Below are 24,865 nucleotides of genomic sequence, written 5' to 3' on the forward strand. Positions count from 1 at the left end.
CACGGTGCGCGCCCGCTCCCCGCGCTCGCGCATCACCGTGGCAGGGGGTGGTCATGGGACAGCGGGTCCTTCGGAACCGACGGACACTCTACGAACGTGAGAGTGAACTCGGCGCCGTCGACGAGGCGTTGGCCGAACTCACCGGTCTGAGCGCGGACGGCGCCGCACCGGCCGACCGGCCGCTCGGCGCGCTGCTCGCCTTCGCCGGCCGCGCCGGGATCGGCAAGACCACGCTCCTCGCCGAGGTCCGCCGCCGCGCCGCCGCCCAGGGCTGCACCGTGCTCTCCGCCCGCGGCGGCGACCAGGAACAGCGCGTCGCCTTCCACGTCGCCCGCCAGCTCCTGCAACCCCGCCTCGCCGGTGCACCGGAGGCCGAACTCCGCGCCTCACTGGGCAGTTGGTACGACATCGTCGGCCCCGCCCTGGGCCTGTGCGCCCCCACCGAGGGCGCTCCGCCCGACCAGCAGGGCCTGCGCGACGGCCTCGACTGGGTGCTCACCCACCTCGTGGTGCGCCAGGCGCCGATGGTCCTCGTCCTCGACGACGCGCACTGGGCCGACCCCGAATCCCTGGGCTGGCTGGCCGCGTTCGCACCCCGCGCCGAGCAACTCCCGCTGCTCGTCGTCGTCGCCTACCGGCCCGACGAACTCCCCGACCATGCCGAGTCGTTGCGCGGACTGCCCAGCCGGGCCGGCGGCCGCCCGCACGACCTGGAACCGCTCAGCGCCGACGCCGTCGCCGGCCTGGTCCGCGAGAGCCTCGGCGCGCACGCCGACGACGCCTTCTGCCACGAGTGCTGGGCCGTCACCGCCGGCAACCCCTTCGAGACCGTCGAACTGACCGCCAAGGTCTCCGACCGGGGCCTCGACCCCACCGAGGCCGGCGCACCCCTGCTGCGCGACCTCGCCGCCGCCGTCAAGGGCAGCGGCCTGATCGCCCGGCTGGAACGCCTCGGCCCCTCCACCGTCCGGTTCGCCTGGGCCTGCGCCGTCCTCGGCACCGAGATCCATCCCGCGCTCGCCGCCGCCGTCGCCGGCCTCGGCCACGAGGAGGCCGCGGACGCCGCCGACGCCCTGCGCGGTGTCCGCGTCCTCACCGGCACCGAGACCCTGGAGTTCGTCCACCCGCTGATCGCCACCGCCGTCTACCGGGCCATCCCACCCGGCGTACGGGTCGCCCTGCACGGCCAGGCCGCCTGGTGCGTCACCGACGACGGCCAGGCCGCCGCCACCGCCGCCCGCCACCTCCTGGAGACCCACCCCGAGGGCGACCCCTGGGTCGTCCAGCGGCTGCGCGCCGCCGCCGGCGAGACCCTGCGGGCCGGCGCCCCCGACGCCGCCTGCCGCTACCTCGCCCGGGCCCTGCGCGAGCCGCCGTCCGCCAAGGACCGCGCCGCCGTCCTCTACGAACTCGGCAGCGCCTCCCTGCTCACCGAACCCGCCACCACCGTCAACCACCTGCGCGCGGCCCTCGCGGAGCCCATCGCCGAGCCCGGGCTGCGCCAGAACATCGTCTACCGCCTCTCCCAGGTCCTCGCCCACAGCGACCGGCTCGCCGAGGCCTCCGAGACCCTGGCCCGGGAGATCCGGCTGACCGGTGACGCCCGGGTCCGGCTGCGGATGCTCTCCGAACAGTTCATGTGGGACGCCTTCCGCGCCGACGAACCCGACCACCCATCCCGCTCCCGCCGGCTGGCCCGGCTCGCCGACCGGCTCCAGGGCCGCGATCTCACCGAGCGGTACATCATCGGCCTGCGCACCTGGGACGCGGTCCAGCGTGGCGAACCCGCGCAGGTCGCGCTCCAGCACGCCGAGCGCGCCCTCGCCGGCGGACTGGGCTGGGCCGAGTCGGACCGCGGCTTCGAGGTGCCCGTCCTGGTCGCCCTCGCCTTCATGTACGCCGACCGGCCCGACCGCACCGAGGAACTCTTCGCCACCGGCACCGCCGACTTCGAACGCCAGGGCTGGCGTGGCGCGCACCTCTCCTTCGCGTACACCCTCCACGGTTACGTCCGCTACCGGCGCGGCCGCCTCGCCGAGGCCGAGGACCTGGTCCGCTCCGGGCTGCGCCTCGCCGAACGCGTCGGCCCCGGCACCCCCGTTTACTGGTACGCGGTCGGCACCCTCGTCCAGACCCTGCTCGCCCGCGGCCGTACCGACGAGGCCACCCAGGTCGCCGAGGACCACTCCTTCCACGAGCCCTTCCCGGCGGCCGTGGTCTTCCCCGACGCCCAGACGGTCTACGGCGAACTGCTCCTCGCCCGCGGCCTCACCCAGGACGCGGCGGCCGAGCTCGCGGCCGCGGGCCGCCGTCTCGAACCACGCGGCATCCGCAACCCCGCGTGGTGCCCCTGGCAGCTCCACCTCGCCCGCGCCGAGAGCCACGACACACCCGACCGCGCCCTGGCCACGGCCCTGGAAGCGGTGGGCCGCGCCCGCCAGTTCGGCGCCCCGTCGGCGATCGGCCAGGCCCTGCGCACCGCGGCGGAGGTCACGACGGGTCCGGCCCGCCTGACCTACCTGAAAGAGGCGGTGACCCACCTGGAACGCTCTCCGGCAGCCTACGAACTGGCGTGCGCGCTGGTGGCCCTGGGCACAGAGCTCCACGACCCCACCCACCTCCGCCGGGGCCTGGAGACGGCCGAGCAGTGCGGGGCGGACGGCCTGGCGGACGAGGCGCGAGCCCAACTGGCGGCGGCGGAGACGGCGACTTTGTAGCAGCCGTCGGCGACGACGTACCCAGAGGTGCGGGGCCGCCTCCGATACATCGCGGGCTTGGTCTGTCCGAGTCTCACGTGGTGAGGTCGTCCGCCGACCGCTGACGGCACGGGATGCGGGACGGTGCGTTTCGTTGGAACGTTGTCGTGTTCGAGGGTGCCGCCCCGCATGCCTGGAGCGCGATGGTGTCCGCCCACGGGTCGAGGAGAAGGAATGAGCGGCCTGCTCTCCGACATTCTCGAGGCCCACGGCGGCGTGCAGCGGTGGGAGCGGCTGACGACCGCGACGGCCACCATCGTCAGCGACGGCGAACTCTTCGCGTCCAAGGGCCTGCCTTTGGACCTCCAGCCGCGCCGAATGACCATCGGCCTGCACGAGGAACGCGCGTCGGTGAGCCCCTTCGGCTCCCCCGAACAGCACACCGACTTCACGCCCGGCCGGGTGGCGATCATGCGGAGTGACGGCACGGTCGTCGCCGAGCGTCTCGACCCGCGCAAGTCGTTCTCGGGGCACGTCCTGGACACCCCCTGGGATCCGCTGGACCGTGCCTACTTCAACGGCTACGCGCTGTGGACGTACCTGACCACACCGTTCTTCATGATCATGGACGGCATGGCCGTGGAGGAAAAGGAACCATGGACCGAATCGCCGACCGAGGCCTGGCGCCGTCTGCGGGTCACCTTCCCGGACACCGTCGCAAGCCACAGCACGGTCCAGGACTTCTACTTCGGGGACGACCTTCTCCTCCGACGGCACGACTACCACGTGGACATCGCCGGCGGCTTCGCGGCCGCCCAGTACGTCACTGACTTCGAGGAGGGGGACGGCATCAGGTTCCCGACCAGGCGTCGAGCGTATCTGCGCGGGCCCGACGGACGTCCCGACCACGATCACGTCATGGTGAGCATCGACCTGAGCGACGTGCACTTCTCCTGACGTTCCCGAGGAGGCGCGGCGGTGGGGAAAGCGCCGCGGCCCCGTACCATGGACCGCATGTCGTTCCTCCGTCGCCGCAGCGCCACTCCCGCCGGCCCCGACTTCGACGTACTGGCCATGGACCCGGGCGACTGGCCCGGCAACCTCGGCGCCGGGCTGCTGCCCGCCCCCGACGGCACCTGCCAGGGCGTCTTCCTGCGCTACGACCTCTTCGGCGGCCGCGGCCCCGCGATGATCATCGGCAACCTCCCCGAGGGCTCCCCGGCCCGCGAGGTCGCGGAGGACGAGGTCCCCTTCGAGGTCGGCCAGCTGCTGCTCGCGCTGGAGAACGACGAGGACGTCACCGTCGTCGGCACCGAGGACATGCCGGTCCTGCAGGGCGACAACCTGCTGATCGTGCGCCGTCTCAAGCTCTCCGAGAGCCGGATCTCCTGCGTCCAGTTCGACCGCAGCGACGGCGTCCTCGTGACCATCGCCGCCTGGGACCGCCCGATCACGGACGACCTGTACGCCCTGCTGAAACCGCTCCCGGCGGAGCTGTTCCAGCAGGGCTGACGACGGTTACCTCCGCCCCCACCTGCTGGCGGGCGCCACCGTCACGTCGGCCGCGCGGACGAACTCGACCCGGTGGCCGTACTGGATCTCGTAGTACAGGTCCTTGCCGACCACGACCCGGTGCGTGGCGGTGTCGAAGGTGACCGCGTAGTAGTACTCGCCCGGCACCGCGTCACCGACCACGTACTCCTGACCCGCGGGGATGGTGTACGGCAGGGGCGACACCGCCTGCGCGGGTACCCCGGAGGGGTACGCGGCCGCCTCCGGATAGGCACGGCCGTACACCGGGATGCTGGTCAGCCCCGCCTTCGGCGTCACCACCAGCCCCGTCGCGGTCACCGCCGTCGGCGCCTTCGCCGGGTTCCTGAACCAGGCCTTCTGCCCCAGGTACCAGATCGCGGTCCAGTCGCCCCAGGTGTCCGCCACCGCGTACTGCTGGCCGGTGGAGACCCGCGAGGAGAGATCGTTCACGTCGGTCGTGGGCGTCCTGCCGAGGCCGATGTCCTTGATCAGGGCCGAGCTCTCGTCATGGTCGGAGTACAGCCGCACCTCGCCGGAACCGTGCGCGGCGCACGGCTGGCCGCTGGTGACGCAGCCGGTGTACGTCGGCTGGTTGGTGGCGTAGTCCGGCAGGATCGTCACCAGACCGCCCTTCTTCCCCGCCGTGCGCTTGAAGGGGTGCTCCAGCAGCTCGAAGTAGTGCCGCCAGTCCCAGTACGGGCCGGGGTCGGTGTGCATCCCGGGGATGGTGGAGGTGGTCGGCCCCGGCACGTTCTCGTGGCCGAGGATGTGCTGCCGGTCCAGCGGGATGCCGTACTTGGTGGTCAGGTACCTCACCAGCCGGGCCGACGACCAGTACATCGCCTCCGTGTACCAGGCGTCCGGCGCGGCGAGGAAACCCTCGTGCTCGATACCGATCGACTTGGCGTTGATGTACCAGTTGCCCGCGTGCCAGGCCACGTCCTTCGCCTTGACGTGCTGGGCGATCAGACCGTCGGTGGAGCGGATGGTGTAGTTCCAGGACACATAGGTCGGGTCCTGGACCAGGTTGATGGTCCCGTCCCAGGCGCCCTCCGTGTCATGGATGACGATGTATTTGATGCTCTGCGAGGCCGGCCGGTCGCCGACGTCGTGGTTGCCGTAGTCGTTGTCCCCGAACTCCTCGTAGGGCGCCGGGATCCATTCGCACGACACCGTTGTCGGGCATTCCGTGTCGTCCGCCGCCACCGTGCGCAGTCCGGTCAGCTTCAACTGCGCCCTGTCGGCCTTCAGATCCGGCTGGGCGGCGAGGGCGACGCGCTCTCCCTCGTCCGTGGTGCGCTCCTGGCCCGTGTGGAGGACGTCGAACACGTCGTTCGCGTACGCCGCCGCGGTCGCCGAGTCGTCGGCGCCGGAGAAGCGTGCGACCGCGCCGTACCAGTCGGCCGGGTCGGCGCTGAGCGGCTGGTGCAGGGACCGCTGGGCGGCCGCGAGCAGGGCGGCGCCGCCGGCCACGTTCGACGCCGGATCGGTGCGCAGTTCCCCCGCCGGGATGCCGGTCAGCCGGGCGGCCCTGAGAAGGGTCCTGAGACGGGCCGGGAGCGCGGAGTCCGCCGGCACCTTGACGCTGGGATGCAGGGCCGGCCGGGCACTGTCGCCGCGGGCGTCCTCGGTGCCGGCGGCGAAGTGCTCGGTGGTGGTGGCCAGCGCGGTGTGTGCGTCGGTGAGGTGCATCGGGCCGTAGCCGCCCGTCACACTCGGCGCGCCGTCATGGGTGTCCCAGCGGGACTGGAGGTAGGAGACGGCCAGCAGAACGCTCTGCGGCACGTGGTACTCGGTCGCGGCGGATGCGAACGCACGCTGGAGCAGCCCGGCGGACGCCGCGGTCTCGCCGGGGGGCGGAGCGGCACCCAGCAACGGCAACAGCAGTGCCGCGGAGCCGACGGCGGCGGCCGCCCTCCGCAGATGTCTGCCGCCGCGAGTGGGCGCTGGCTCGGTGACGGATCCTCGCAATGCGGCCTCCTGGGGCGATCGAGCGCGACGGGGCGTGCGGGGCTGAGCGTGGCTCAGTGGTACCGGCTTGCCGACGATTCGTCAATCATGCCCAGAAGAGGGAGAATTCCCATGTCATACGATGATCGTGGGAGTTTCGTGGCGGAGGCCTCCCGGCCTGCGCGGCGTCAGTGGCGTACACCAGTGAGCGGTACGGCCACCCGAGAAATCCGCGGTGCGCGATTGCCCTGAGCGCACCGCGGATTTCTCGTCCCCGTCAGCGAGTGCCGACCGCCGCGCGCACAGCCCGGCGGGCCAGCTGGCAGTCGTCGTGCAGCCGCCGGAGCAGCAGCCGCTGTTCCTCGCCGGTCGGCGCGGCACCCGGATGGGCCGTACCCTGTGCCGCCGGGGTCGCGTCGTGCATCGAACGCTGCACGGCGGTCTCGTAGGTCCGGATCTCCCGGGTGAGGACCAGCATCAGGTTCACCAGGAAGGCGTCCCGGGACGCGGGCCCCGCCGACTGGGCGATCTGGCTGATCTGACGACGCGCCACCGGGGCGTCCGCGAGAACCGACCAGAGCGTCGCCAGGTCGTACCCCGGCAGATACCAGCCCGCGTGCTCCCAGTCCACCAGCACTGGACCGGCCGGCGACAGCAGGATGTTCGAGAGCAGGGCATCTCCGTGGCAGAACTGACCCATCCCTTGCCGGCCCGCCGCGACCGCGATGCCGTGCAGCAGCTTCTGCAGGTCACCCATGTCCCGGTCGGTGAGCAGACCCAGCTCGTGGTACCGGGAGATGCGGGCCGCGTAGTCCACCGGCGCGTCGAAGGTGCCCGCCGGCGGCCGCCAGGCGTTCAGCCGGCAGATCGCGCCCAGGGCGGCCCGGATGTCCGCCCGGGGCGGAGCCTCCGCCGGGTGGCGTTGTACCGCCGCCACCCGGCCGGGCATCCGCTCGATCACCAGCGTGCAGTTGTCCGGGTCCGCCGCGATCAGCCTCGGCGCCCGGATCGGCGGCCGGTGCCGGACGAACGAGCGGTATGCCGCTATTTCGTGGCGGATCCGCTCGGCCCAGGCGGGGGAGTGGTCCAGGAGACACTTGGCTACGGCCGTGCTGCGCCCCGTCGTCCCGACGAGGATCACGGACCGCCCGGAGCGCCGCAGCACCTGGACCGGAGCGAACTCCGGGCAGATCCGGTGCACCGACGCGATCGCGGTGCGCAGCTGTGCGCCCTGGGGGCCGGACAAGTCGAGTCTCCCGCTGAGCGGTTGGGTGCCCGGACCCGCGGCGCGCCGTTGCCGGCCCACGACCGGTACGGCGGCCCCGGTACGTGCGGGATCGAGATAGGGTCCGCTGCCCGCCGGGCGGGGGCGCAGCGTCCGGGGCGGGGCGGACACGGAGGACGATGCTGCGTACATGGGCGATACAGATCCCTTCGTGTACCTGCGGTGCCTGCCTGAGAAGTCCTGCGAGAGGTCCTCGGCGCCCTCCCGGCCCGGCCGCCCGGACACACCCTGGGGAGTGTGTCCGTCGAGTGGCGACCGGGTCGGGGTGGCGCGTTCCTACCTGACACCCGTTGCCCAGTGGCACACCATCTGGCGCACCCTGGCGAACCGTGGCGAATAGTCGCCCGGCAATCGTCACGGGGCTACTGTCAACTCAGCCGAGAACCTGGGGGCTTGACGTGAGCGGACAATCCAACACCCGCCTCTCGGACCTGTTCGGCCTGGCCGGCTGGTCCAAGGGCGAACTCGCGAGGCTGGTCAACCGGCAGGCGGCGGCCATGGGCCACCCCCAGCTGGCGACCGACACCTCCCGGGTGCGGCGGTGGATCGACACGGGAGAGATCCCGCGCGATCCGGTGCCGCGGGTGCTGGCGGCCCTGTTCACCGAGCGTCTCGGCCGTGTCGTGACCATCGAGGACCTCGGTCTGGTACGGCACGGGCGTACGGGAAAACGGCCGGACGACGGGAACGTGGAACATCCCGACGGCATGCCGTGGGCGCCCGAACGAACCGCCGCGGTCCTCACCGAATTCACGGGAATGGACCTCATGCTCAACCGACGCGGCTTGGTGGGCGCGGGTGCCGCGCTCACCGCGGGATCCGTACTCAGCAGCGCCATGTACGACTGGCTGCACACCGACCCCACCCTGAAGGCCGACGCCCCCGTCTTCGACGACCCTCTGCACGCCGACCCCGCTGGGTTCGACCGCTACGAGGCCGCCCCCATCGGGTCCGAGGAGATCGAGGAACTGGAGCGCTCCGTCGAGGTGTTCCGCGCCTGGGACGCGGCCCGCGGTGGCGGGCTGCAGCGCAAGGCCGTGGTGGGACAGCTCAACGAAGTGGGCGGCATGCTCGCCTACCGTCACCCCGACCATCTGCAGCGGCGCCTGTGGGGCGTCGCCGCCAACCTCGCCGTCCTCGCGGGCTGGATGTCGCACGACATCGGCCTGGAGCCCACGGCCCAGAAGTACTTCGTCATCGCCGCGCACGCGGCCCGTGAGGGTGGTGACCGGCCGCGTGCCGGTGAGGCGCTCTCCAGGGCGGCTCGCCAGATGGTGCACATCGGCCGGCCCGACGAGGCACTCGACCTGATGAAACTCGCCCAGTCCGGCTCGGGGCACGAGGTGCTGCCGCGCACCCAGGCGATGTTCCACACCATCGAGGCGTGGGCACAGGCGTCGATGGGCAAGGGCCAGGCGATGCGCCGTACCCTCGGTCAGGCGGAGAGCCTCTTCGTCTCGGACCGCAGTGATGTGCCGCCGCCGAGCTGGATGCAGATGTTCAACGAGGCGGATCTGTACGGCATGCAGGCCCTGGCCTATCGCACGCTGGCCGACCATGACCCGAGCGCGGCCGTGCACGCCCGGCACTATGCGGAGAAGGCCCTGACGCTCAGGGCCGACAGCAAGCAGGAGCGGTCGAAGATCTTCGACTTCCTCTCCATGGCCTCCGCCTGCTTCATCGCGGACGACCCCGAACAGGCCGGCCACTACGCGCGGTTGGCCCTGGTGTCGATGGGATCGAACTCCTCCCACCGCACCTGGGACCGGTTGCGCCAGATGTACCGGCTCACCGCCGAGTACTCCAGTTATCCGAGGATCCAGGACCTGCGGGAGGAGATCAAGCTCGCCCTGCCCAAGGCCAGGAGCAGGGGGACGAACAACAGCGCACAGGCATAGGGGCCCTGTGCGCATCCGTGCGCACCGGTTGGTCCGGGTGGCGGCAGCCGCCCTTATTCACTCACCTTGGCGATGAGTACGCAGGCCTCGTCCTCGCGCTCGGTCTCGCCGAACTCCTCGATCACGGCCCTGACACAGTCCTGGGCGGTGTGTGCCGCCCCGAACCGCGGGGACAGCCCGAGGAGCCGGTCCAGGGAGTCCGCCGCGCTGTGTCCGGGCAACAGCCCGTCGGTGTGCAGCAGGAGCAGGTCGCCCGGTTCCAGGGCCACTTCGGCCTGCCCGTAACCGGCTCCCGAGGTGGCGCCGAGCAGGACGCCGTCCGGCGCGCTCAGCACACACCCCGTCCCGTCGCGGAACAGCAGCGGGGCGGGGTGTCCTGCCTGCGCCCAGGTCAGGGTGCGGGTCGTGGGGCGGTAGCGGCAGCAGACGGCGCTGCCCAGCGCGGGTTGCACGGTGGCGTCGAGCAACTGGTTGAGCAGGGACATGAGGTGCCCCGGCTGGGCGCCTGCCATCGCCATCCCGCGTACGGCGCCGAGCAGCATGGCCATGCCCGAGGTGACGGCGACGCCGTGCCCGGTGAGGTCGCCGACGCTGAGCAGGGTGTCGCCGTCGGGCAGCTCCAGCGCGTCGTACCAGTCGCCGCCGAGCAGGGCGCCGGCCCCGGACGGCAGGTAGCGGGCGGCGGCGTCGAGGGTGCCCGGGCCGCGGCGTGGCAGCCGCAGCGCGCCGCGCCCCGGCGGCAGCACGGCTTCCTGCCGTTCGGCCGCGAGCCGCTGCTCGGTCTGGTCCCGTCGGCGCTGGTGCCGCAACGAGTCGCGGGTCTCGCGCACCGTACGCTGGCTGCGCCGCAGTTCGCTGACGTCCCGCAGCACGGCCCACATGGAGGCGGTGCTGCCGTCGCCGCCGAGCACGGGCTCGCCCATCATGTGCACGGTCCGCACGTTCCCGTCGGGCCGCAGCACGCGGAACTCGCCGTCGATCGGCTTGGCGTCGACCAGGCAGTCGGTGACCATCGCGGTCAGTCCGGGCCGGTCCTCGTCCAGGACCAGGGCGGGCAGTTCGTCGAGGGTGAGCGCGGGCGCGGCCGGGTCGCGACCGAGGATCTGGTAGAGCTCGCCGGACCAACTGGCCTCGTCCGTCAGGAGGTTCCACTCCGCGCTGCCGACCCGGCTGAGCAGCGAACCGTGCGGGATGCCGGCCGGTGCCGAGGGCTGCACCGGCCCGGCGTCCGGGCCGGGCGGCGGCGCCGCGGGGCCGTCCCGCAGCTGCGCCAGGTGTTCGTCCAGATCGTTGAGCTGATGCAGTGCCAGGTCGTACAGCGCGCGCTGCCAGCGGTCCCGGGGGTCCGAACCGTCGCTCCGGGTGTCCCGTCGTACGGCGTCCACATCGCCCTTGAGCCGCCGCGTCTGCGATATCAACGCCTCGACCGAGCCGCGCCCGGGCGGCTGGGCGGCGGGGCGGTCCGCGGAGACATGGGACGGCATGACGCACTCCGATGCGGGGACGGTACGGCCAGGACGGGCGGGGGACCGGTTACGACTGTTGCACAGCCTGCGACGCCCCGTAAGGGATTTGGCAACACACGATACGGTGGTGCTTCTGGCATATGCCAGAGTCTTCACGGGCTGGTGGACCGCCATGAAAGACGTACGCGGTCGAGTGGGCAAGTCGTAGGCGGACTACGCGAGTTGAACTATTTTCAAGGGTGCTCGTGTAGCGCTCGGGCGACTGTTCGACGCGTCTGTGTTCGCAGTGTCGCGGTCTCGGCCAACCACGGCAACTCTGTCCGGATTTCGCGTCATGCGAGGGGCACCTGTGGAGTCCTACAGGCATGGACATCACTTTCGAGCAACCTGCCCGCGCCCGGCTGATCACCGCCGAGGACCAGGAGGTCCCGGTGCCCGCCACGCTCCGGTACACCTCCGGTGATCCGCTGGCCGTGTTCGTCGACTTCCCCGCCGAGGTCACCCTCGGCGGGGAGGAGGTCACCTGGACCTTCGCGCGCTCGCTGCTGGACCAGGGTCTCGATGTCCCCGCCGGGCGCGGGGACGTGCACATCTGGCCCTGCGGCCGGGGCCGTACGGCCGTGGAGTTCCACTCGCCGCACGGGCTCGCCCTGCTCCAGTTCGACACCCAGGCGCTCGTCCGTTTCCTGCAGCGCACCCACGAGGTGGTGGCGCCGGGGGAGGAGGACGTCGAGGCGGTCGTGGAGCGGGGCCTGAGCACGTTGTTCGGGGGCGTGTGAGAGGGATCCGGCGCTACCGACCTGTACTTTGACTTCTGTTCATTCCGCCTCACCGCTCCGGTCCGGACCCTGATGAACGCCCCGTGCACCCTTGCGCACGGTATGCCACAGGGGCACACCCGTGACGAGGACGGGGCGAATGACACCGATCAGCCGAAGAGGCTTCGTGGGACTGGGCGCTTCCGTGGCGGCGGGCATGGCAGTGAGCACCGCCGGCCCACGGACGGCGGCCGCGGCCCAGACGACGGCGACCGGCACGATCTCGGACGTGAAGCACGTGGTCATCCTGATGCAGGAGAACCGCAGCTTCGACCACTACTTCGGGCGCCTCAGGGGCGTCCGCGGCTTCGCGGACCGCAGCGGTATCACCCTGAGCGGCGGCTACCCGGTCTTCAACCAGCCCAACGGCTCGGGCCGTCAGTATCCCTGGAAGCTCAGCGCCACCCCCGACGCCGGCGGCCAGAACGGCGAGACCATCGCCCAGTGCAACGGTGACCTGCCGCACTCCTGGTCGTCCCAGCACTCCGCCTGGAACAAGGGCCGCCTGGACAACTGGGTCGCGGGAGTCGGCAACGTGCGGTCCCTCGGCTACCTGGACCGCTCCGACATCCCTTTCCACTACGCGCTCGCCGACAACTACACGATCTGCGACGCCTACTTCTGCTCCACCCTCAGTGCCACCGGCCCCAACCGCACCTACCTGTGGAGCGGCAAGGTCGACCCCGCCAGCTACGACGGCGGCGACGAGTCCGGCCTGACCTGGCAGAACTACGCCGAGGCCCTGCAGAACGCCGGAGTGACCTGGAAGGTCTACCAGAACGCCCAGGACAACTACGGGGACAACGGCTGCGCCTACTTCAAGAACTTCGCCGGCGCCAAGGCGGGCAACCCGCTGTACGACCGGGGCATGGCCTCGGTCCCCAGGGTGACGGGCTCCACCCCCGACGACATCGCGGCCGCCATCAAGGCCGACGCCGTCGGCGGCACCCTCCCGCAGGTCTCCTGGGTGGTCGCCAACCAGGCCTTCTCCGAGCACCCCTACGCCCCGCCCGGTGACGGCGCCCACTTCGTGAACCTGGTCTACCAGGCCCTCGCCGCCGACGAGGACGTCCTCGACTCCACCGTCCTGTTCCTCAACTACGACGAGAACGACGGGTACTTCGACCACGTACCGCCCCCGGCGCCGCCCGCCGGTACGGCAGGCGAGTTCCTGAACGGTGTGCCGTACGGCTTCGGCTTCCGCGTCCCGATGATCGTCATCTCGCCCTGGACGCGCGGCGGCTGGGTCTCCTCCGAGGTCTTCGAGCACACCTCGGTGCTGCGCTTCCTGGAGACCTGGACCACGGCCCTGGGCAAGCCCGCGAACTGCCCCAACATCAGTGCGTGGCGGCGCTCGGTGAGCGGCGACCTGACCGGCGTCTTCGACTTCGCCAACCCGGTCCACGGCGCGGTCTCCCTGCCCGCGACCAGCGTCATCGGCTACTCCACCTGCGGTCCGCTGCCCAATCCGGTGCCCACCACCAACGCTCTGCCCGCCCAGGAGTCCGGCACCCGCCCGGCCCGTGCGCTGCCCTACCAGCCCAACGGGTACCTGGACCACCTGGAGTTCGGGACCGGCGGCAGCATCCGCGCCTGGTTCACCATGGCCAACCAGGGCGCCCCGGCGACCCGGGCGGCGCACTTCTCCCTCCACCCGAACGCCTACCGGGACACCACACCCTGGCAGTACACGGTGGCCGCCGGCGGCACCGCCTCCGACTACTTCAACATCGGCACGGGGTACGGCGCCGGCAAGTACGACCTGACCATGACCGGACCCAACCGCTTCCTGCGCCGCTTCCAGGGCGACGCCACCAAAGCCGGCAAGTCGGCCGAGGTGAGCACCCGTTACACCGTGGAGCCCGGCACCGGCAAACTCGCCGTCTGGTTCAAGATGACCAACTCGGGCTCGGCGCCGGTGAAGTTCACCATCACATCGAACAACTACCGTACCGACGGCCCCTGGACCTATCAGGTCGCCGCCGGTGCCTCGGCCGAGGACTACTTCAACGCGGTCGCCTACCAAGGCGGTTGGTACGACTTCACGGTCACGGTGGACTCCGACGCGACCTGGTCGCGCCGGTTCACCGGTCACCTGGAGACGGGCTCCGCGAGCGTCAGCGGCTGACGAACCAGGCGTATCAGGTGTACAGGTCCGGGCGCGGGGCGAGTTCGACGGTCGTACGGCCGCCGGACTCCAGCGCCCGGACCCCGGCCTCGGCGACCACGGAGGACGCGTAGCCGTCCCAGACGCTGGGTCCGGTGACCCGGCCCCGCCGGGTGGCGTCCACCCAGGACTGCAGCTCGCGGTCGTAGGCGTCGGCGAACCGCACCAGATAGTCCTGGGGCACCTCCTCGCGGGCGGCGCCCGCCGAGGTGACCAGCATGGTGTGGTCCTCGCCGATCCGGGCGCTGCCCCGTTCGCAGACCGCCTCGCAGCGCACCTGGTAGCCGAAGCCGCAGTTGACGAAGGCCTCGACGTCGACGAGGGCGCCGCCGTCGGTCTCGAAGAGCACCAGCTGCGGGTCGAGCAGCCCCCGCGGGGCGCCGGAGGACGGCCGCGGCCGCAGCACGGTCACCGCGGTCAGCTCCTGGCCGAGCAGCCAGCGGGCCGCGTCGATCTCGTGCGAGACCGAGCTGTTGATCACCATGGCGCTGGTGAAGCCGGGCGGCGAGGACACGTTGCGGTGGGTGCAGTGCAGCATCAGCGGCCGGCCCAGGCCGCCGCCGTCCAGCAGGGCCTTCAGTCGCTGGTACTCGGTGTCGTAGCGGCGCATGAACCCGATCTGGGCCAGCCTGCGGCCGAGCCCGGCCTCGGCCTCCACGACCCGGAGCGCACCTGTGGAGTCCGGCACCATGGGCTTCTCGCACAGCACCGGCAGCCCGCGGGCGAAGGCCGCCAGCAGCGGCTCCTCGTGCGCCGGGCCGGGCGAGGCGATCAGCACGGCCTCGACACCGGGGGCGTCCAGGGCGGCCAGCGGATCCGCGTGGACGGTGATCCCGTCGAGGCCGGCCACCGCCTCCTTGGCGCGGTCCAGGTCGGGGTCGGCCACAGCCGCCACCCTCGCACCGCTCACCACTTGGTCGAGCCGTCGTATGTGGTCGGCACCCATGTGTCCGGCACCCAGTACCGCGACGCCCAGCAGCTCAGCCACGCCCACACTCCCTCTCAGCCGACGATCACGCTGCTGAGCCTAGACGTCGGCCGGGTGAGCGGGTTCGTCAGTACCGCAGCACCCCGGCGATGCCGTTCTCGGCGTCCAGCGTGCCGTCCGGGACGAAGCGGACGTCGGCGCCGGTCTCCAGGCACTGCTCGACGATCTCGTCCACGATGTCGTCGCGGGCGTCGAGGTCGCCGCTCGCGGCCGGGACCAGGTGGTCGCCGTCGTCGCGGACGGTCGTGCGGTAGTTCTCCTCGACGGCCAGGAGCCGGACACGGCCCTCGCGGGCGCTCTGCCAGACCTCGTCGACACCGGCCGCGAACGTCTTGTGACCGCGCGCGGAATCCAGTTCCCGGGTCACCGACGCGGTGTTGCGGCGGGAGTCCGCCTCCAGCAGCGGCCGGATCACCTGCCACACGGCCTCCGGACCGGCGTGCGCGAGGCCGCCGTGCTGTACGAGGATGCTGTCCCTGGCGACGTTGCCGAACTCCTCCCACAGGGACAGCGCGGCCTGCTCACCCGTGACGTACAGGCGCCGCGGCTCCTCACGCAGCAGCGCGGCCATCACGGTGTCCGCGTCCCGCAGGAACCGCTTGGTGTCCTCGTCGCGGAAGGTGCTGGGCATGTCGCCGATGCGCTGCAGCCGCTCGGCGTCGAAGTTCTCCTGGCTGCGGGTCATCGGGAAGCCGCCGATCTCACTCTCGGTGACCCGGTCGACCCCGCCGTTCCACAGCGTGATCCGGTCGGCCGAGATCGACAGCACCCAGAACGGCCGCTCGGCGGCCTGCGCCGAGACCAGGTTGCGGGTGAGGAAGGTGTCCGAGAGCACCACGCGCTCGGGCACGCTGCGGGCCAGCGACCACACCTGGTGCTCACCCGGCGCGGCGAAGATCACCAGACCGTCCTCGGCATGCGCCAGATCGATCTCGGAGAGGGCCCGGTCGAGCTGGTCGAAGAGGTCGCCACGGCGCTCCCGGGTGACCGCGGGATCGGTTTCCAGCTGCTTCTTCGCCTCGGCCACGACGTTGCGCAGCCGGACGGGATCCTGGGCGTTGTCGGGCTCGCGGCGGTGCGTCGGCGTCAGCACGGACACGGCGGGGTAGGGGCGCGGGCGGCGCAGCTCGGCGAGGGTCGAAGGACTGAGTGCGTGCTCCATATCAGCACCATAGGGCCGATTCGCAGTTGCGGCATTTGGGGTAATTCACCCAGTGGGACTCGGTCGGCGGGATTCGCTGGGCGAGGTTCGCCCGGTGCGTGGCGGAGGTGAGCGCGATGGCCCGGCTGACCGTCGACGGTGACGAGGTCGTCGTCCGCCTGGGCGGGCGGGAGCGGCTGCTCGCCCACCGCCGTCGCGTCAGGGTGCCGCTCGCGCAGGTGCGCGGGGCCTCGGTGGAGCCCGACTGGTGGCGGGTGCTGCGCGGCGAACCGCACCCCGGCCACTTCCAGCCCGACCGGTTCTGTGTCGGCGCCTGGCAGCACCCGGGCGGGCGGGACTTCGTCGCCGTCCATGCACACGGCCCGGTCGTCCTGGTCGACCTGAGACCGTCCGCGCCCTTCACCCGGCTCGCGGTCTCCGCGGACGACGCCGAGGCGGCCGTGGCGGCCATCAGGCGCACGCTGTGACCGTGTTGAGGCCGGCCGCCCGATGACGGTGGCCGGGGCGGCCGGTTACCGTACCCGGCAGTAACTGAATCGCGCCCCAGGAGGCCCCCATGCCGCAGCTCGAAGTCGACGGAGCGGCGCTGACGTACGACGACGAGGGCCCCCGGGACGGCGTCGCCGCGCCCCTGGTGTTCATCCACGGCTGGACCGCCGACCGGCACCGCTGGGACCACCAGATGGCGCACTTCGCCGAGGGCCGCCGGGTGGTCCGCCTCGACCTGCGCGGTCACGGCGAGAGCACCGGGGTGGGTGTGAAGACGATCGCCGAACTCTCCCAGGACGTCGTCGCCCTGCTCGACCATCTCGAGGTGGACCGTTTCGTCCCCGTCGGCCACTCCATGGGCGGCATGATCTCCCAGACCCTCGCGCTCACCCATCCCGAGCGGGTCGAGCGGATGGTGCTGGTCAACTCCATCGGCAAGATGACGTACAGCCGCGGCCGCGGCCTGCTGATGGCGGCCTCCACCCTGGTGCCGTTCAAGCTGTTCGTCGCCGCCAACATCCAGCGCGCCTTCGCCCCGGGGTACCCCCGCGAGGAGATACGCGGGTACGTCCGCGCCTCCGCGGACACGCCGCGCGAGGTCGTCATGACGCTGTACGGCGCCATGCGGGCCTTCGATGTCCTCGACCGGGCCGGGGAGATCGCCGCGCCCACCCTGATGGTGCACGGCTACCACGACGTCCAGCTGCCGGTGGGGCAGATGCTGCGGATGGCCAAGGCCTATCCGGACGCCGAGGTCCGGATCATCGACGCCGGCCATGAGCTTCCCGTGGAGCGGCCGGCCGAGCTGACGGCGACGCTGGACCGGTTCCTGACAGCGGCGCCGGCCCGCCGGGAGCGCGAGGACGCGTAGCGCGAGGACGCGACAGCGGCAGGTGGCCGGCGCCCGGTGAGAACCGAGGCGCCGGTTCCGGTTGGGGAAGTTTTTGCCCTTGGCCTGTTCCGGGCGGGCGGAGCCCGGTGCGGGGCGGGTTCGCGGGCCTCGCGCGGGCAAAGCGCGGCCGAAAGAGTGAGGCGGGGCGGCCGTCCGTGTTACGGCCAGGTTGACCGGCCCGGGTCCCGGGCGCACGCTCGCTATATAGGTGCTGAATACAAGTGGTTCGCTCGGGCAATCGCCCTCCGTCGTGGAACCGCAGGTGGCGGGTGTTGTCCCGGGGGACCGGCAGCAGGAGGTAACACATGTGTGGCATCACCGGCTGGGTCTCCTTCGACCGTGACCTCACCACCGAGACGCGCGCATTGGATGCAATGACGGAGACCATGGCCTGCCGCGGTCCCGACGACCGGGGTACCTGGAGCGAGGGCCCCGCCGCCCTGGGACACCGCCGGCTCGCGATCATCGACCTGCCCGGCGGCCGCCAGCCCATGACCGTCCGCACCCCGGACGGCACCGTCGCGATGGTCTACTCCGGCGAGGCCTACAACTTCACCGAGCTGCGCCGTGAACTCGCCGACCGAGGCCACGAGTTCACCACCGACTCCGACACCGAGGTGGTACTCCGCGGCTATGTGGAGTGGGGCGACACCGTCGCCGAGCGGCTGAACGGCATGTACGCCTTCGCCGTCTGGGACGGCCGCCACGACAAGCTCGTGATGATCCGCGACCGTATGGGCATCAAGCCGTTCTACCTGTACCCGACCCCGGACGGCGTCCTGTTCGGCTCCGAGCCGAAGGCGATCCTGGCCAACCCGCTGGTCCGACCCCGGGTCGGCCTGGACGGACTGCGCGAGCTGTTCACCATGGTCAAGACCCCCGGGCACGCCGTCTGGGAGGGCATGCGCGAGGTCGAACCCGGCACCGTCCTCACCGTCGACCGCCACGGACTGCGCACCCGGACCTACTGGCGGCTGGAGACCCGCCCGCACGGCGACGACCGCGACACCACCGTGGCCACCGTCCGCGAACTCCTCGACGACATCGTGCGCCGCCAGCTGGTCGCCGACGTGCCCCGCTGTACCCTGCTCTCCGGCGGCCTCGACTCCTCGGCCATGACCGCCCTGGCCGCCCGGCAGCTCGCCGTGCAGGGCGAGAAGGTCCGCAGCTTCGCCGTCGACTTCGTCGGCCAGACCGACAACTTCGTCGCCGACGAACTGCGCTCCACCCCCGACACGCCCTTCGTGCACGACGTGGCCCGGCTCGCCCGCACCGACCACCAGGACATCGTCCTGGACGTGAACAGCCTCGCCGACCCCGCCGTCCGCGAGCGGGTGATCCGGGCCCGCGACCTGCCGGCCGCGTTCGGGGACATGGACGCCTCGCTGCTGCTGCTCTTCCGGGCCGTCCGCGACCAGTCCACCGTCGCGCTGTCGGGGGAGTCCGCCGACGAGGTGTTCGGCGGGTACCTGCAGTTCTTCGACGAGGACGCACGCACCGCCGACACCTTCCCCTGGCTGTACCTGGCCGGCCGGCACTTCGGCGACGACACCGACGTCCTGCGCGCCGACCTCACCAAGTCCCTCGACCTGGAGTCGTACATCGCCGACGGCTACCACTCCGCCGTCACAGGCGTCCAACGCCTCGACGGCGAGAGCGACTTCGAGTTCCGGATGCGCCGGATGAGCTATCTGCACCTCACCCGCTTCGTCCGCATGCTGCTCGACCGCAAGGACCGGATGAGCATGGCCGTCGGCCTGGAGGTCCGGGTGCCGTTCTGCGACCACCGGCTGGTCGAGTACGTCTACAACGCGCCCTGGGCCCTGAAGTCCTTCGACGGCCGCGAGAAGACCCTGCTCCGGGAGGCCACCCGGGACGTTCTCCCGCAGTCCGTGTACGACCGGGTCAAGAGCCCCTACCCGTCCACCCAGGACCCGGAGTACGGCCGGGCCCTCCAGGAGCAGGTCAAGGACCTGCTGACCCGGCCCGACCACCGGGTCTTCGACCTCGTCGACCGGGAGAAGCTGGACCGCGCGGCCCACCGGACCGGGCTGAGCAGCCACGCCGCCCGGCGCGGCCTGGAACGCGCCCTCGACCTGGCGCACTGGCTCGACCTGTACAACCCCGAACTCACCCTGTCCTGAGCCTCAGCCTGACGAGGCGGTGCCGGCGCCGAGGTCCGCGGCGTCGGCCGGGCAGGAGCTGCCGTTGGCCGGCAGCGTGCCGTACAGCAGGAAGTCGTCGACCTTGCCGTGTACGCACCTGGACGACGTGTACCCGGTGTGGCCGTCGCCCCGGTTGTCCAGCACCACGGCTGACGGCCCGAGCCGTTTGGCCGTCTCGACCGCCCAGCGGTACGGCGTCGCCGGGTCGCCGCGCGTGCCCACCAGCAGCATCGGGGCGGACGGCACGTCCTTCACCTTGTCGCGGATGAAGTCGGTGCCGCGCGGCCGGCCGTAGCAGAGCAGCACCTGGGTCAGCCGGAACCGGCCGAAGATCGGGGACGCCTGCTGGTACTCCTTGCCGAGCCGGTCGACGTCCTGGGTGAGCCGCTGGGCGCTCGGCCGGTCGGGGTCGTCGGCGCAGTTGATCGCCATCAGGGCGGCCGACAGGTTGTCCACGGGGATGTCGGCGCCGTCCACCAGCCCGCTGCCGCGGCGCTGCCCGACGGGGAGGGCGTAGCCGCCGGACGCGATGTTCTGCACTCCCCGGGTGTCACCGTCCTCGATCAGGGAGGCCAGCGCCCGCTCCAGCAGCGGCCACAGCTCCCTGCCGTACAGCCCCTGCCCGATGGCGCCCACCAGGTCCTGACCGGAGAAGGGGTCGCCGAAGTCGGACGGCACCGGGTTCTCGTCCAGCGAGCGCACCAGCTCCGCGACCGCCTCGCCCGCCTTGCGCCGGTCCTGCCCGAACGGACACCCCAGGTCCGTGACGCACCAGTCCAGGAAGTCGTCCAGCGCCGTCTGCTGCCCCTGGGCGCCCGCCACCCCCTGCTCGGCCAGCGACTCGGTCAGCGTGTCCACACCGTCCAGGGCCATGCGGCCCACCTTGTGCGGGAACTGCGCCGCGTACACCGCGCCGAGCTTGGTGCCGTAGGAGAAGCCCAGGTAGTTCAGCTTGTTGTCGCCGAGTGCCTGGCGGATGACGTCCAGGTCCCGGGAGGCGTTCACGGTGCCTATGTGGGACAGCACGGGCCCGGAGTGCTCGGTGCACCGGACCGTCAGCTGCTTGAGGATCTTCATCAGGGCCTGCGGGTGGGCGACGTCGGGGACCTTGTCGGTGCTCGTGTCGTCCGAGGGCTCGTCGAGGCCGTCGCCGCAGCTGACGGGGGAGGAGCGGCCGACCCCGCGCGGATCGAAGCCGACCACGTCATAGCCGTTGGTCAGGCTCATGAAGTCCTTGCCGGCCTGCCCGAGGCCGCTGACGCCCGAGCCGCCGGGGCCGCCGAAGTTCAGCAGCACCGAGCCCCGCGACTTCCCGGTCGCCCGGTAACGGGACAGCGCCAGGTCGATGGTGCCCTGGGCCGGTTTCGCGTAGTCGAGCGGCACGGTCACCCTGGCGCACTGCATGTCCTTGGGCAGCTCCACGTCCTTGCACGCCGTCCAGTGGGCCTTCTGCCGGTAGAAGCGGCTCAGGTCCGGCTCCTTGCCGCTCGTCGACGCCGCGGTCGCGGGCAGCCCCGCGCCGAGCAGGGCCAGCGCGACGGCTCCGGCGCCGGCACAGCGACGCACGGCGGGCCGGTGACGGGGCATGGCCGGCATCGAGGGCCTCCAGGGACGCTCCGTGGCGGACCGAAATCAGGGCGGAAAACGGGGCGGACCGAAAACAGGACCGAAAACAGGGCGGACCCAAATCAGGGCGGACCGAAATCAGGGCGGACCGAAATCAGGGCGGACCTAAATCAGGGCGGACCCAAATCAGGGCTTTCGATCACCATAGGCGGGTCCCGGTGGGCTCGCCTCCCGGCGGGCGGGCCGGGCCGGGGTGCCGTACCCTGCCGCGATCACCGGCTTCCGGTCCCATACATGGTTTTGCCCCGAGTTCGATATCGATGTCACTCGATGGGGTGAAATGCGGATAAGCCATAACTCACATGGCTCGGCCACGGTTTAACCGGTGCGGGCGAGCGCCCGCAACAATGTCTGGAAGGCAGGGAACCTATGAAACGGGTTACCCGAAACGGTGTGATCGCCGTCGCCGCCGCCTCCGGTGCGATGGCCGTGGCGGCCCCGTCCTGGGCCGACTCGGGCGCGGACGGCGTCGCGGCCGGTTCGCCCGGGGTCATCTCCGGCAACGGCATTCAGCTGCCGGTGCACATCCCGGTGAGTGTGTGCGGGAACACCGTCAACGTGGTGGGGCTCCTGAACCCGGCGGCCGGCAACACCTGCGTGAACGAGGGCGGCGGCGCCGGTGACGGCAAGTCCGGCGGCTCGGCCACCACCGGCGGCGCGAACGCGCAGGGCACCGAGGTGGACTCGCCCGGAGTGATCTCCGGCAACGGCATCCAGTTGCCGGTCCACCTCCCGGTGAACGTGAGCGGCAACAGCGTGAACGTGGTCGGGGCACTCAATCCGGCCATCGGCAACACCTCGGTGAACACCTCCGGCGATCACCCGAGCACGCCGGAGACTCCGCCCTCGCCCCCGGAGCCGCCCGCCCCGACCCCGGTCAAGACCCACCCCGGCCCCAAGACGGTCGACGCCGCCCCGCCAGCGACGACCACGCTCGCCCACACCGGGACGGACCTCACGGGTGCCGCCGCAGCGGGCAGCGCGGCGCTGCTGCTCGCCGGGACCGTCCTGCACCGGCGCTTCCGCCCTGGCCGTATGCGCTGACCGCCCGGGGCGCCGCCGAGGCGGCGCCCCCAGAAACGTGCCTGCAGGCCCCACCGGACCCCGACCGGTGGGGCCTGTGCCGTGCCGTGCACCGGGGAGCCGTTTCGGTCAACACGCCCGCCGAAGCATCCTGTTGTGCATGCCGACGGCTTGATCCCGGCGTGGTGCGGCGCCCGGTGATCGGGAAGGATGCTGCGGACGCGGCACCGCCCGCCGCGCTGTCCGACCGCATCGTGCGGGCGGTCCGGGCCACCCTGACCAGCCGCTGAATGGAGCGCATCGATGACCTCTCCGGCCCCCCAGGACCTCGTCGTCACCCGGGCCACGCCCGACGACTGGCCGGTGGTCCGCGGCTGGGCCGCTGACGAGGGCTGGAACCCCGGACTGTCGGACATCCCCGCCTTCTTCGCCCAGGATCCCGAAGGGTTCTTCATCGGCCGGGTCGACGGCGCACCGGTGTCGGCCGTCTCCGTCGTCAACCACGGCGCCGACTACGCCTTCCTGGGCTGGTACCTGGTCCGCCCCGACCTGCGTGGCCGCGGCCACGGTCTCGCCACCTGGAAGACCGCGCTGGCGCACGCCGGCACCCGTACGGTCGGCCTCGACGGGGTGGTGGCCCAGCAGGACAATTACCGCCAGTCGGGCTTCGAACTGGCTTACCGCACCGCCCGGTTCGTGGGTTCCGCCCCGGTCGCCGAGGTCCCCGCGGGCGTCCGCCCGGCACACGCCGCCGACCTGTCGGCGGTCACGGCGTACGACAGCGCCTGCGGCCCGGCCGACCGGCCGCGGTTCGTGGCCGCCTGGCTGACCGGCGCCGGCCACCGGGCGTTCGTCCGCCACGACGGCGACCGCCTCACCGGTTACGGCGTGATCCGACCCGGTCACGACTGCCTGCGCATCGGCCCCCTGTTCGCCGACACCGCCGAGGACGCCCGCGCCCTGTTCACCGCCCTGATGGCCGAGGCGGCCGGCCGCCAGGTCGCCGTCGACGTGCCCGAGATCAGCACCGCGGGTGTCGCGCTGGCCGAAGAGGCCGGATTCACCCCCTCGTTCGAGACCGCCCGCATGTACACGGGCCCGGTCCGCGACTACGCCCTGCGGCGGGTCTTCGGGGTGACGACGCTCGAACTCGGCTGACCGGCCGGGCGGTCGCGTCCCGGGCCGTACCGGCCGCTTGGAAACGCGTGCCGCCGGCCCAGCGCGACGACCACGAGCGCCGCCGACACCAGCGGCAGCGCGGTCCAGGGCAGCGTGGCCGCGCCCGGCCGGTCCAGGGCGAGGCCGTCGGTCAGCGAACCGGCGGCGACGCCCGTGTTGTAGACGGTGGTCTGCAGCGAGGTCGCCACCTCGGCGTCGGCGGGCCCCGAGGCGTTGACCAGCGCCGTCTGGATCAGGGTCGGTGCCCCGCCGAAGGCCGCGCCCCACAGGGCGACGGAGCCGACCAGCACCGCGGGCGTGCCGGCGTACCGGCATCGGCTGCCTGGCCCGCAACCGGGACCGGCTCGCCGCGTACCTGGCGGCCGTGCGGCCGCACGGGAGCGGGTAATTGCGTTGCAGCGCCGGAGCGCGGATGGTGGAGTGCCCGGATGGATCATCAAGCGGTGCTCGCTCTGTACGACCGTGACATGCGCGAGGGCGCCCGGCCCGAGGGTCCCGGCGCGCGTATCGAGCGCGTCGGCGCCGTGGTGCGCCATGTGGCGGACAGCGAGGGATGGAACGGCGTCGTCTGGTCGGCCCTGGACGAGACGACCGCGGATCGTGCGATCGCCGAGCAGATCGACCGCTTCCGGGGGCTGGGCCGCGACTTCGAGTGGAAGCTCTACAGCCATGACCTCCCGTCGGACCTCGGGGCGAGGCTTGTCGAGGCGGGATTCCGGCCCGAACCGGAGGAGACGCTGATGATCGCCGAGGGTGCCGGGCTGACGGTCGACGCCGAACTTCCGGACGGCGTGCGGGTGGTGCCCGCCCTGGACGCGGCGGGCGTCGATCTCGTGGTGGACGTCCATGAGAAGGCCTTCGGCACGGACGGTTCGTCGCTGCGGCACCGGTTGCTGACGCGGCTCGCCCAGCAGCCCGACACCGTGGTCGCGGTCGTCGCCCTGGCCGGGGACGAGCCGGTGAGCGCCGCCCGGATGGAGCTGGTGCCGGGGACGCGATTCGCCGGGTTGTGGGGCGGCGGCACGGTGGAGGGGTGGCGGGGGCGCGGTGTCTATCGCGCCCTCGTAGCCCATCGGGCCCGTGCCGCCGCGGCTCACGGCTATCGGTATCTGCAGGTGGACGCGTCTCCTATGAGCCAGCCGATCCTCCAGCGACTGGGTTTCCACGCGCTGAGCACGACCACGCCGTACCTCTACGCGATGTGAGCAGCGCGCTTCGGCCGCAGGAGTGGCCCTAGCGGCGCGCCCTGCTCCGGTCGAGTGCCGCCACTCCCAGTGCCGCCAGCGCGATCTGGATGAACCACTCGATCCAGTCCGGCCCCTTCGTGTCCGCCACGCCGAAGCCGGCCGCGATCGCCGAGCCCAGCAGCGCCGCCACGATGCCGACGACGATGGTCAGCAGAATGCCGATGTGCTGGCGGCCGGGGACGACCAGGCGCCCCAGCACACCGATGATGATACCGATGATGATGGCACTGATGATGCCCGAGATCTCCATGTCCGCCCCTCTACGTCTGAACTCCGCTGAA

Annotated in this window: 20 protein-coding genes; 12 read left to right on the forward strand and 8 right to left on the reverse strand. The window is 71.8% G+C overall.

Annotated features, from left to right (window positions below):
• The first annotated feature begins 53 nt into the window (after positions 1-53).
• The 3 genes from ACZ5K7_RS26070 (at position 54) to ACZ5K7_RS26080 (ending at position 4,208) form a co-directional block, all read left to right on the forward strand.
• Positions 54-2,717 carry an ATP-binding protein gene (locus tag ACZ5K7_RS26070; RefSeq protein ID WP_468916699.1) on the forward strand — a complete coding sequence of 888 codons (2,664 nt, stop codon included), beginning with the start codon at positions 54-56 and terminating at the stop codon, positions 2,715-2,717.
• Positions 2,718-2,930: 213 nt separating this feature from the next.
• Positions 2,931-3,653, forward strand: coding sequence for a hypothetical protein (locus tag ACZ5K7_RS26075; protein ID WP_468916701.1), 723 nt, complete (start codon positions 2,931-2,933; stop codon positions 3,651-3,653).
• Between the two features lie 57 nt (positions 3,654-3,710).
• Positions 3,711-4,208: a glycosyltransferase family protein gene (locus tag ACZ5K7_RS26080; protein ID WP_046731250.1), complete on the forward strand. Its 498-nt coding sequence runs from the start codon at positions 3,711-3,713 to the stop codon at positions 4,206-4,208.
• 6 nt (positions 4,209-4,214) lie between these two features.
• Here ACZ5K7_RS26080 and ACZ5K7_RS26085 read toward each other — a convergent pair whose 3' ends face one another.
• Both ACZ5K7_RS26085 and ACZ5K7_RS26090 read right to left on the reverse strand, forming a co-directional pair.
• Positions 4,215-6,200 (reverse strand): N-acetylmuramoyl-L-alanine amidase, encoded by a 1,986-nt coding sequence (locus tag ACZ5K7_RS26085; protein WP_468916704.1) that lies wholly within the window; start codon positions 6,198-6,200, stop codon positions 4,215-4,217.
• A 256-nt stretch (positions 6,201-6,456) separates the two neighbouring features.
• The gene (locus ACZ5K7_RS26090) at positions 6,457-7,596 is read right to left on the reverse strand and encodes an aminoglycoside phosphotransferase family protein (protein ID WP_351707495.1); all 1,140 of its coding nucleotides are present in this window, start codon (positions 7,594-7,596) and stop codon (positions 6,457-6,459) included.
• Between the two features lie 266 nt (positions 7,597-7,862).
• Here ACZ5K7_RS26090 and ACZ5K7_RS26095 point away from each other — a divergent pair, with 266 nt between their 5' ends.
• Positions 7,863-9,362, forward strand: a complete 1,500-nt coding sequence (locus tag ACZ5K7_RS26095) for a DNA-binding protein NsdB (protein WP_468916707.1) — start codon at positions 7,863-7,865, stop codon at positions 9,360-9,362.
• Between the two features lie 53 nt (positions 9,363-9,415).
• Here ACZ5K7_RS26095 and ACZ5K7_RS26100 read toward each other — a convergent pair whose 3' ends face one another.
• A complete protein-coding gene (locus tag ACZ5K7_RS26100; RefSeq protein ID WP_468916710.1) occupies positions 9,416-10,846 on the reverse strand; it encodes a PP2C family protein-serine/threonine phosphatase in 1,431 nt (476 codons plus the stop codon).
• A gap of 347 nt (positions 10,847-11,193) precedes the next feature.
• On the opposite strand from ACZ5K7_RS26100, the gene ACZ5K7_RS26105 reads away from it, so the two are divergent.
• A complete protein-coding gene (locus ACZ5K7_RS26105; protein WP_351707504.1) occupies positions 11,194-11,607 on the forward strand; it encodes an SsgA family sporulation/cell division regulator in 414 nt (137 codons plus the stop codon).
• A 139-nt stretch (positions 11,608-11,746) separates the two neighbouring features.
• Positions 11,747-13,774: a phosphocholine-specific phospholipase C gene (locus ACZ5K7_RS26110; RefSeq protein WP_468916713.1), complete on the forward strand. Its 2,028-nt coding sequence runs from the start codon at positions 11,747-11,749 to the stop codon at positions 13,772-13,774.
• Positions 13,775-13,787: 13 nt separating this feature from the next.
• On the opposite strand, the gene ACZ5K7_RS26115 is transcribed toward ACZ5K7_RS26110, so the two are convergent.
• A complete protein-coding gene (locus ACZ5K7_RS26115; RefSeq protein WP_468916715.1) occupies positions 13,788-14,801 on the reverse strand; it encodes a Gfo/Idh/MocA family protein in 1,014 nt (337 codons plus the stop codon).
• Positions 14,802-14,868: 67 nt separating this feature from the next.
• Positions 14,869-15,963 (reverse strand): baeRF3 domain-containing protein, encoded by a 1,095-nt coding sequence (locus ACZ5K7_RS26120; protein ID WP_351707513.1) that lies wholly within the window; start codon positions 15,961-15,963, stop codon positions 14,869-14,871.
• 98 nt (positions 15,964-16,061) lie between these two features.
• Here ACZ5K7_RS26120 and ACZ5K7_RS26125 point away from each other — a divergent pair, with 98 nt between their 5' ends.
• From ACZ5K7_RS26125 to asnB, 3 genes are all read left to right on the forward strand, one after another.
• A complete protein-coding gene (locus tag ACZ5K7_RS26125) occupies positions 16,062-16,430 on the forward strand; it encodes a hypothetical protein (protein WP_351707516.1) in 369 nt (122 codons plus the stop codon).
• A gap of 89 nt (positions 16,431-16,519) precedes the next feature.
• Positions 16,520-17,323, forward strand: coding sequence for an alpha/beta fold hydrolase (locus ACZ5K7_RS26130; RefSeq protein ID WP_468916719.1), 804 nt, complete (start codon positions 16,520-16,522; stop codon positions 17,321-17,323).
• A gap of 326 nt (positions 17,324-17,649) precedes the next feature.
• Positions 17,650-19,488: an asparagine synthase (glutamine-hydrolyzing) gene (gene asnB / locus ACZ5K7_RS26135; RefSeq protein ID WP_468916721.1), complete on the forward strand. Its 1,839-nt coding sequence runs from the start codon at positions 17,650-17,652 to the stop codon at positions 19,486-19,488.
• A 3-nt stretch (positions 19,489-19,491) separates the two neighbouring features.
• Here asnB and ACZ5K7_RS26140 read toward each other — a convergent pair whose 3' ends face one another.
• Complete coding sequence (locus tag ACZ5K7_RS26140) at positions 19,492-21,105, reverse strand: alpha/beta hydrolase (protein WP_468916724.1); 1,614 nt, start codon at positions 21,103-21,105, stop codon at positions 19,492-19,494.
• A 399-nt stretch (positions 21,106-21,504) separates the two neighbouring features.
• Here ACZ5K7_RS26140 and ACZ5K7_RS26145 point away from each other — a divergent pair, with 399 nt between their 5' ends.
• Both ACZ5K7_RS26145 and ACZ5K7_RS26150 read left to right on the forward strand, forming a co-directional pair.
• Complete coding sequence (locus tag ACZ5K7_RS26145; RefSeq protein WP_468916727.1) at positions 21,505-22,179, forward strand: chaplin; 675 nt, start codon at positions 21,505-21,507, stop codon at positions 22,177-22,179.
• Between the two features lie 282 nt (positions 22,180-22,461).
• Entirely contained in the window at positions 22,462-23,316 is an 855-nt protein-coding gene (locus ACZ5K7_RS26150; protein ID WP_468916730.1) for a GNAT family N-acetyltransferase, read from the forward strand.
• Here ACZ5K7_RS26150 and ACZ5K7_RS26155 read toward each other — a convergent pair.
• Entirely contained in the window at positions 23,268-23,627 is a 360-nt protein-coding gene (locus ACZ5K7_RS26155; protein WP_468916733.1) for a hypothetical protein, read from the reverse strand. The genes ACZ5K7_RS26150 and ACZ5K7_RS26155 overlap by 49 nt on opposite strands.
• Before the next feature lie 138 nt (positions 23,628-23,765).
• On the opposite strand from ACZ5K7_RS26155, the gene ACZ5K7_RS26160 reads away from it, so the two are divergent.
• Positions 23,766-24,542: a GNAT family N-acetyltransferase gene (locus ACZ5K7_RS26160; RefSeq protein WP_468916735.1), complete on the forward strand. Its 777-nt coding sequence runs from the start codon at positions 23,766-23,768 to the stop codon at positions 24,540-24,542.
• 28 nt (positions 24,543-24,570) lie between these two features.
• Here ACZ5K7_RS26160 and ACZ5K7_RS26165 read toward each other — a convergent pair whose 3' ends face one another.
• Positions 24,571-24,834: a GlsB/YeaQ/YmgE family stress response membrane protein gene (locus ACZ5K7_RS26165; RefSeq protein WP_351707534.1), complete on the reverse strand. Its 264-nt coding sequence runs from the start codon at positions 24,832-24,834 to the stop codon at positions 24,571-24,573.
• Positions 24,835-24,865: the final 31 nt, after the last annotated feature.

The organism is Streptomyces sp. NPDC031497 (assembly GCF_055580905.1).

What these genes read in the sequence shown, in the direction of transcription:
- ACZ5K7_RS26140 (WP_468916724.1), bottom strand. Translation starts at nt 21,105, where the DNA reads ATGCCGGCCATGCCCCGTCACCGGCCCGCCGTGCGTCGCTGTGCCGGC.
- ACZ5K7_RS26145 (WP_468916727.1), top strand. Translation starts at nt 21,505, where the DNA reads ATGAAACGGGTTACCCGAAACGGTGTGATCGCCGTCGCCGCCGCCTCC.
- ACZ5K7_RS26105 (WP_351707504.1), top strand. Translation starts at nt 11,194, where the DNA reads ATGGACATCACTTTCGAGCAACCTGCCCGCGCCCGGCTGATCACCGCC.
- ACZ5K7_RS26070 (WP_468916699.1), top strand. Translation starts at nt 54, where the DNA reads ATGGGACAGCGGGTCCTTCGGAACCGACGGACACTCTACGAACGTGAG.
- ACZ5K7_RS26160 (WP_468916735.1), top strand. Translation starts at nt 23,766, where the DNA reads ATGGATCATCAAGCGGTGCTCGCTCTGTACGACCGTGACATGCGCGAG.
- ACZ5K7_RS26165 (WP_351707534.1), bottom strand. Translation starts at nt 24,834, where the DNA reads ATGGAGATCTCGGGCATCATCAGTGCCATCATCATCGGTATCATCATC.
- ACZ5K7_RS26100 (WP_468916710.1), bottom strand. Translation starts at nt 10,846, where the DNA reads ATGCCGTCCCATGTCTCCGCGGACCGCCCCGCCGCCCAGCCGCCCGGG.
- ACZ5K7_RS26120 (WP_351707513.1), bottom strand. Translation starts at nt 15,963, where the DNA reads ATGGAGCACGCACTCAGTCCTTCGACCCTCGCCGAGCTGCGCCGCCCG.
- ACZ5K7_RS26090 (WP_351707495.1), bottom strand. Translation starts at nt 7,596, where the DNA reads ATGTACGCAGCATCGTCCTCCGTGTCCGCCCCGCCCCGGACGCTGCGC.
- ACZ5K7_RS26080 (WP_046731250.1), top strand. Translation starts at nt 3,711, where the DNA reads ATGTCGTTCCTCCGTCGCCGCAGCGCCACTCCCGCCGGCCCCGACTTC.
- ACZ5K7_RS26110 (WP_468916713.1), top strand. Translation starts at nt 11,747, where the DNA reads ATGACACCGATCAGCCGAAGAGGCTTCGTGGGACTGGGCGCTTCCGTG.
- ACZ5K7_RS26150 (WP_468916730.1), top strand. Translation starts at nt 22,462, where the DNA reads ATGACCTCTCCGGCCCCCCAGGACCTCGTCGTCACCCGGGCCACGCCC.
- ACZ5K7_RS26075 (WP_468916701.1), top strand. Translation starts at nt 2,931, where the DNA reads ATGAGCGGCCTGCTCTCCGACATTCTCGAGGCCCACGGCGGCGTGCAG.
- ACZ5K7_RS26130 (WP_468916719.1), top strand. Translation starts at nt 16,520, where the DNA reads ATGCCGCAGCTCGAAGTCGACGGAGCGGCGCTGACGTACGACGACGAG.
- asnB (WP_468916721.1), top strand. Translation starts at nt 17,650, where the DNA reads ATGTGTGGCATCACCGGCTGGGTCTCCTTCGACCGTGACCTCACCACC.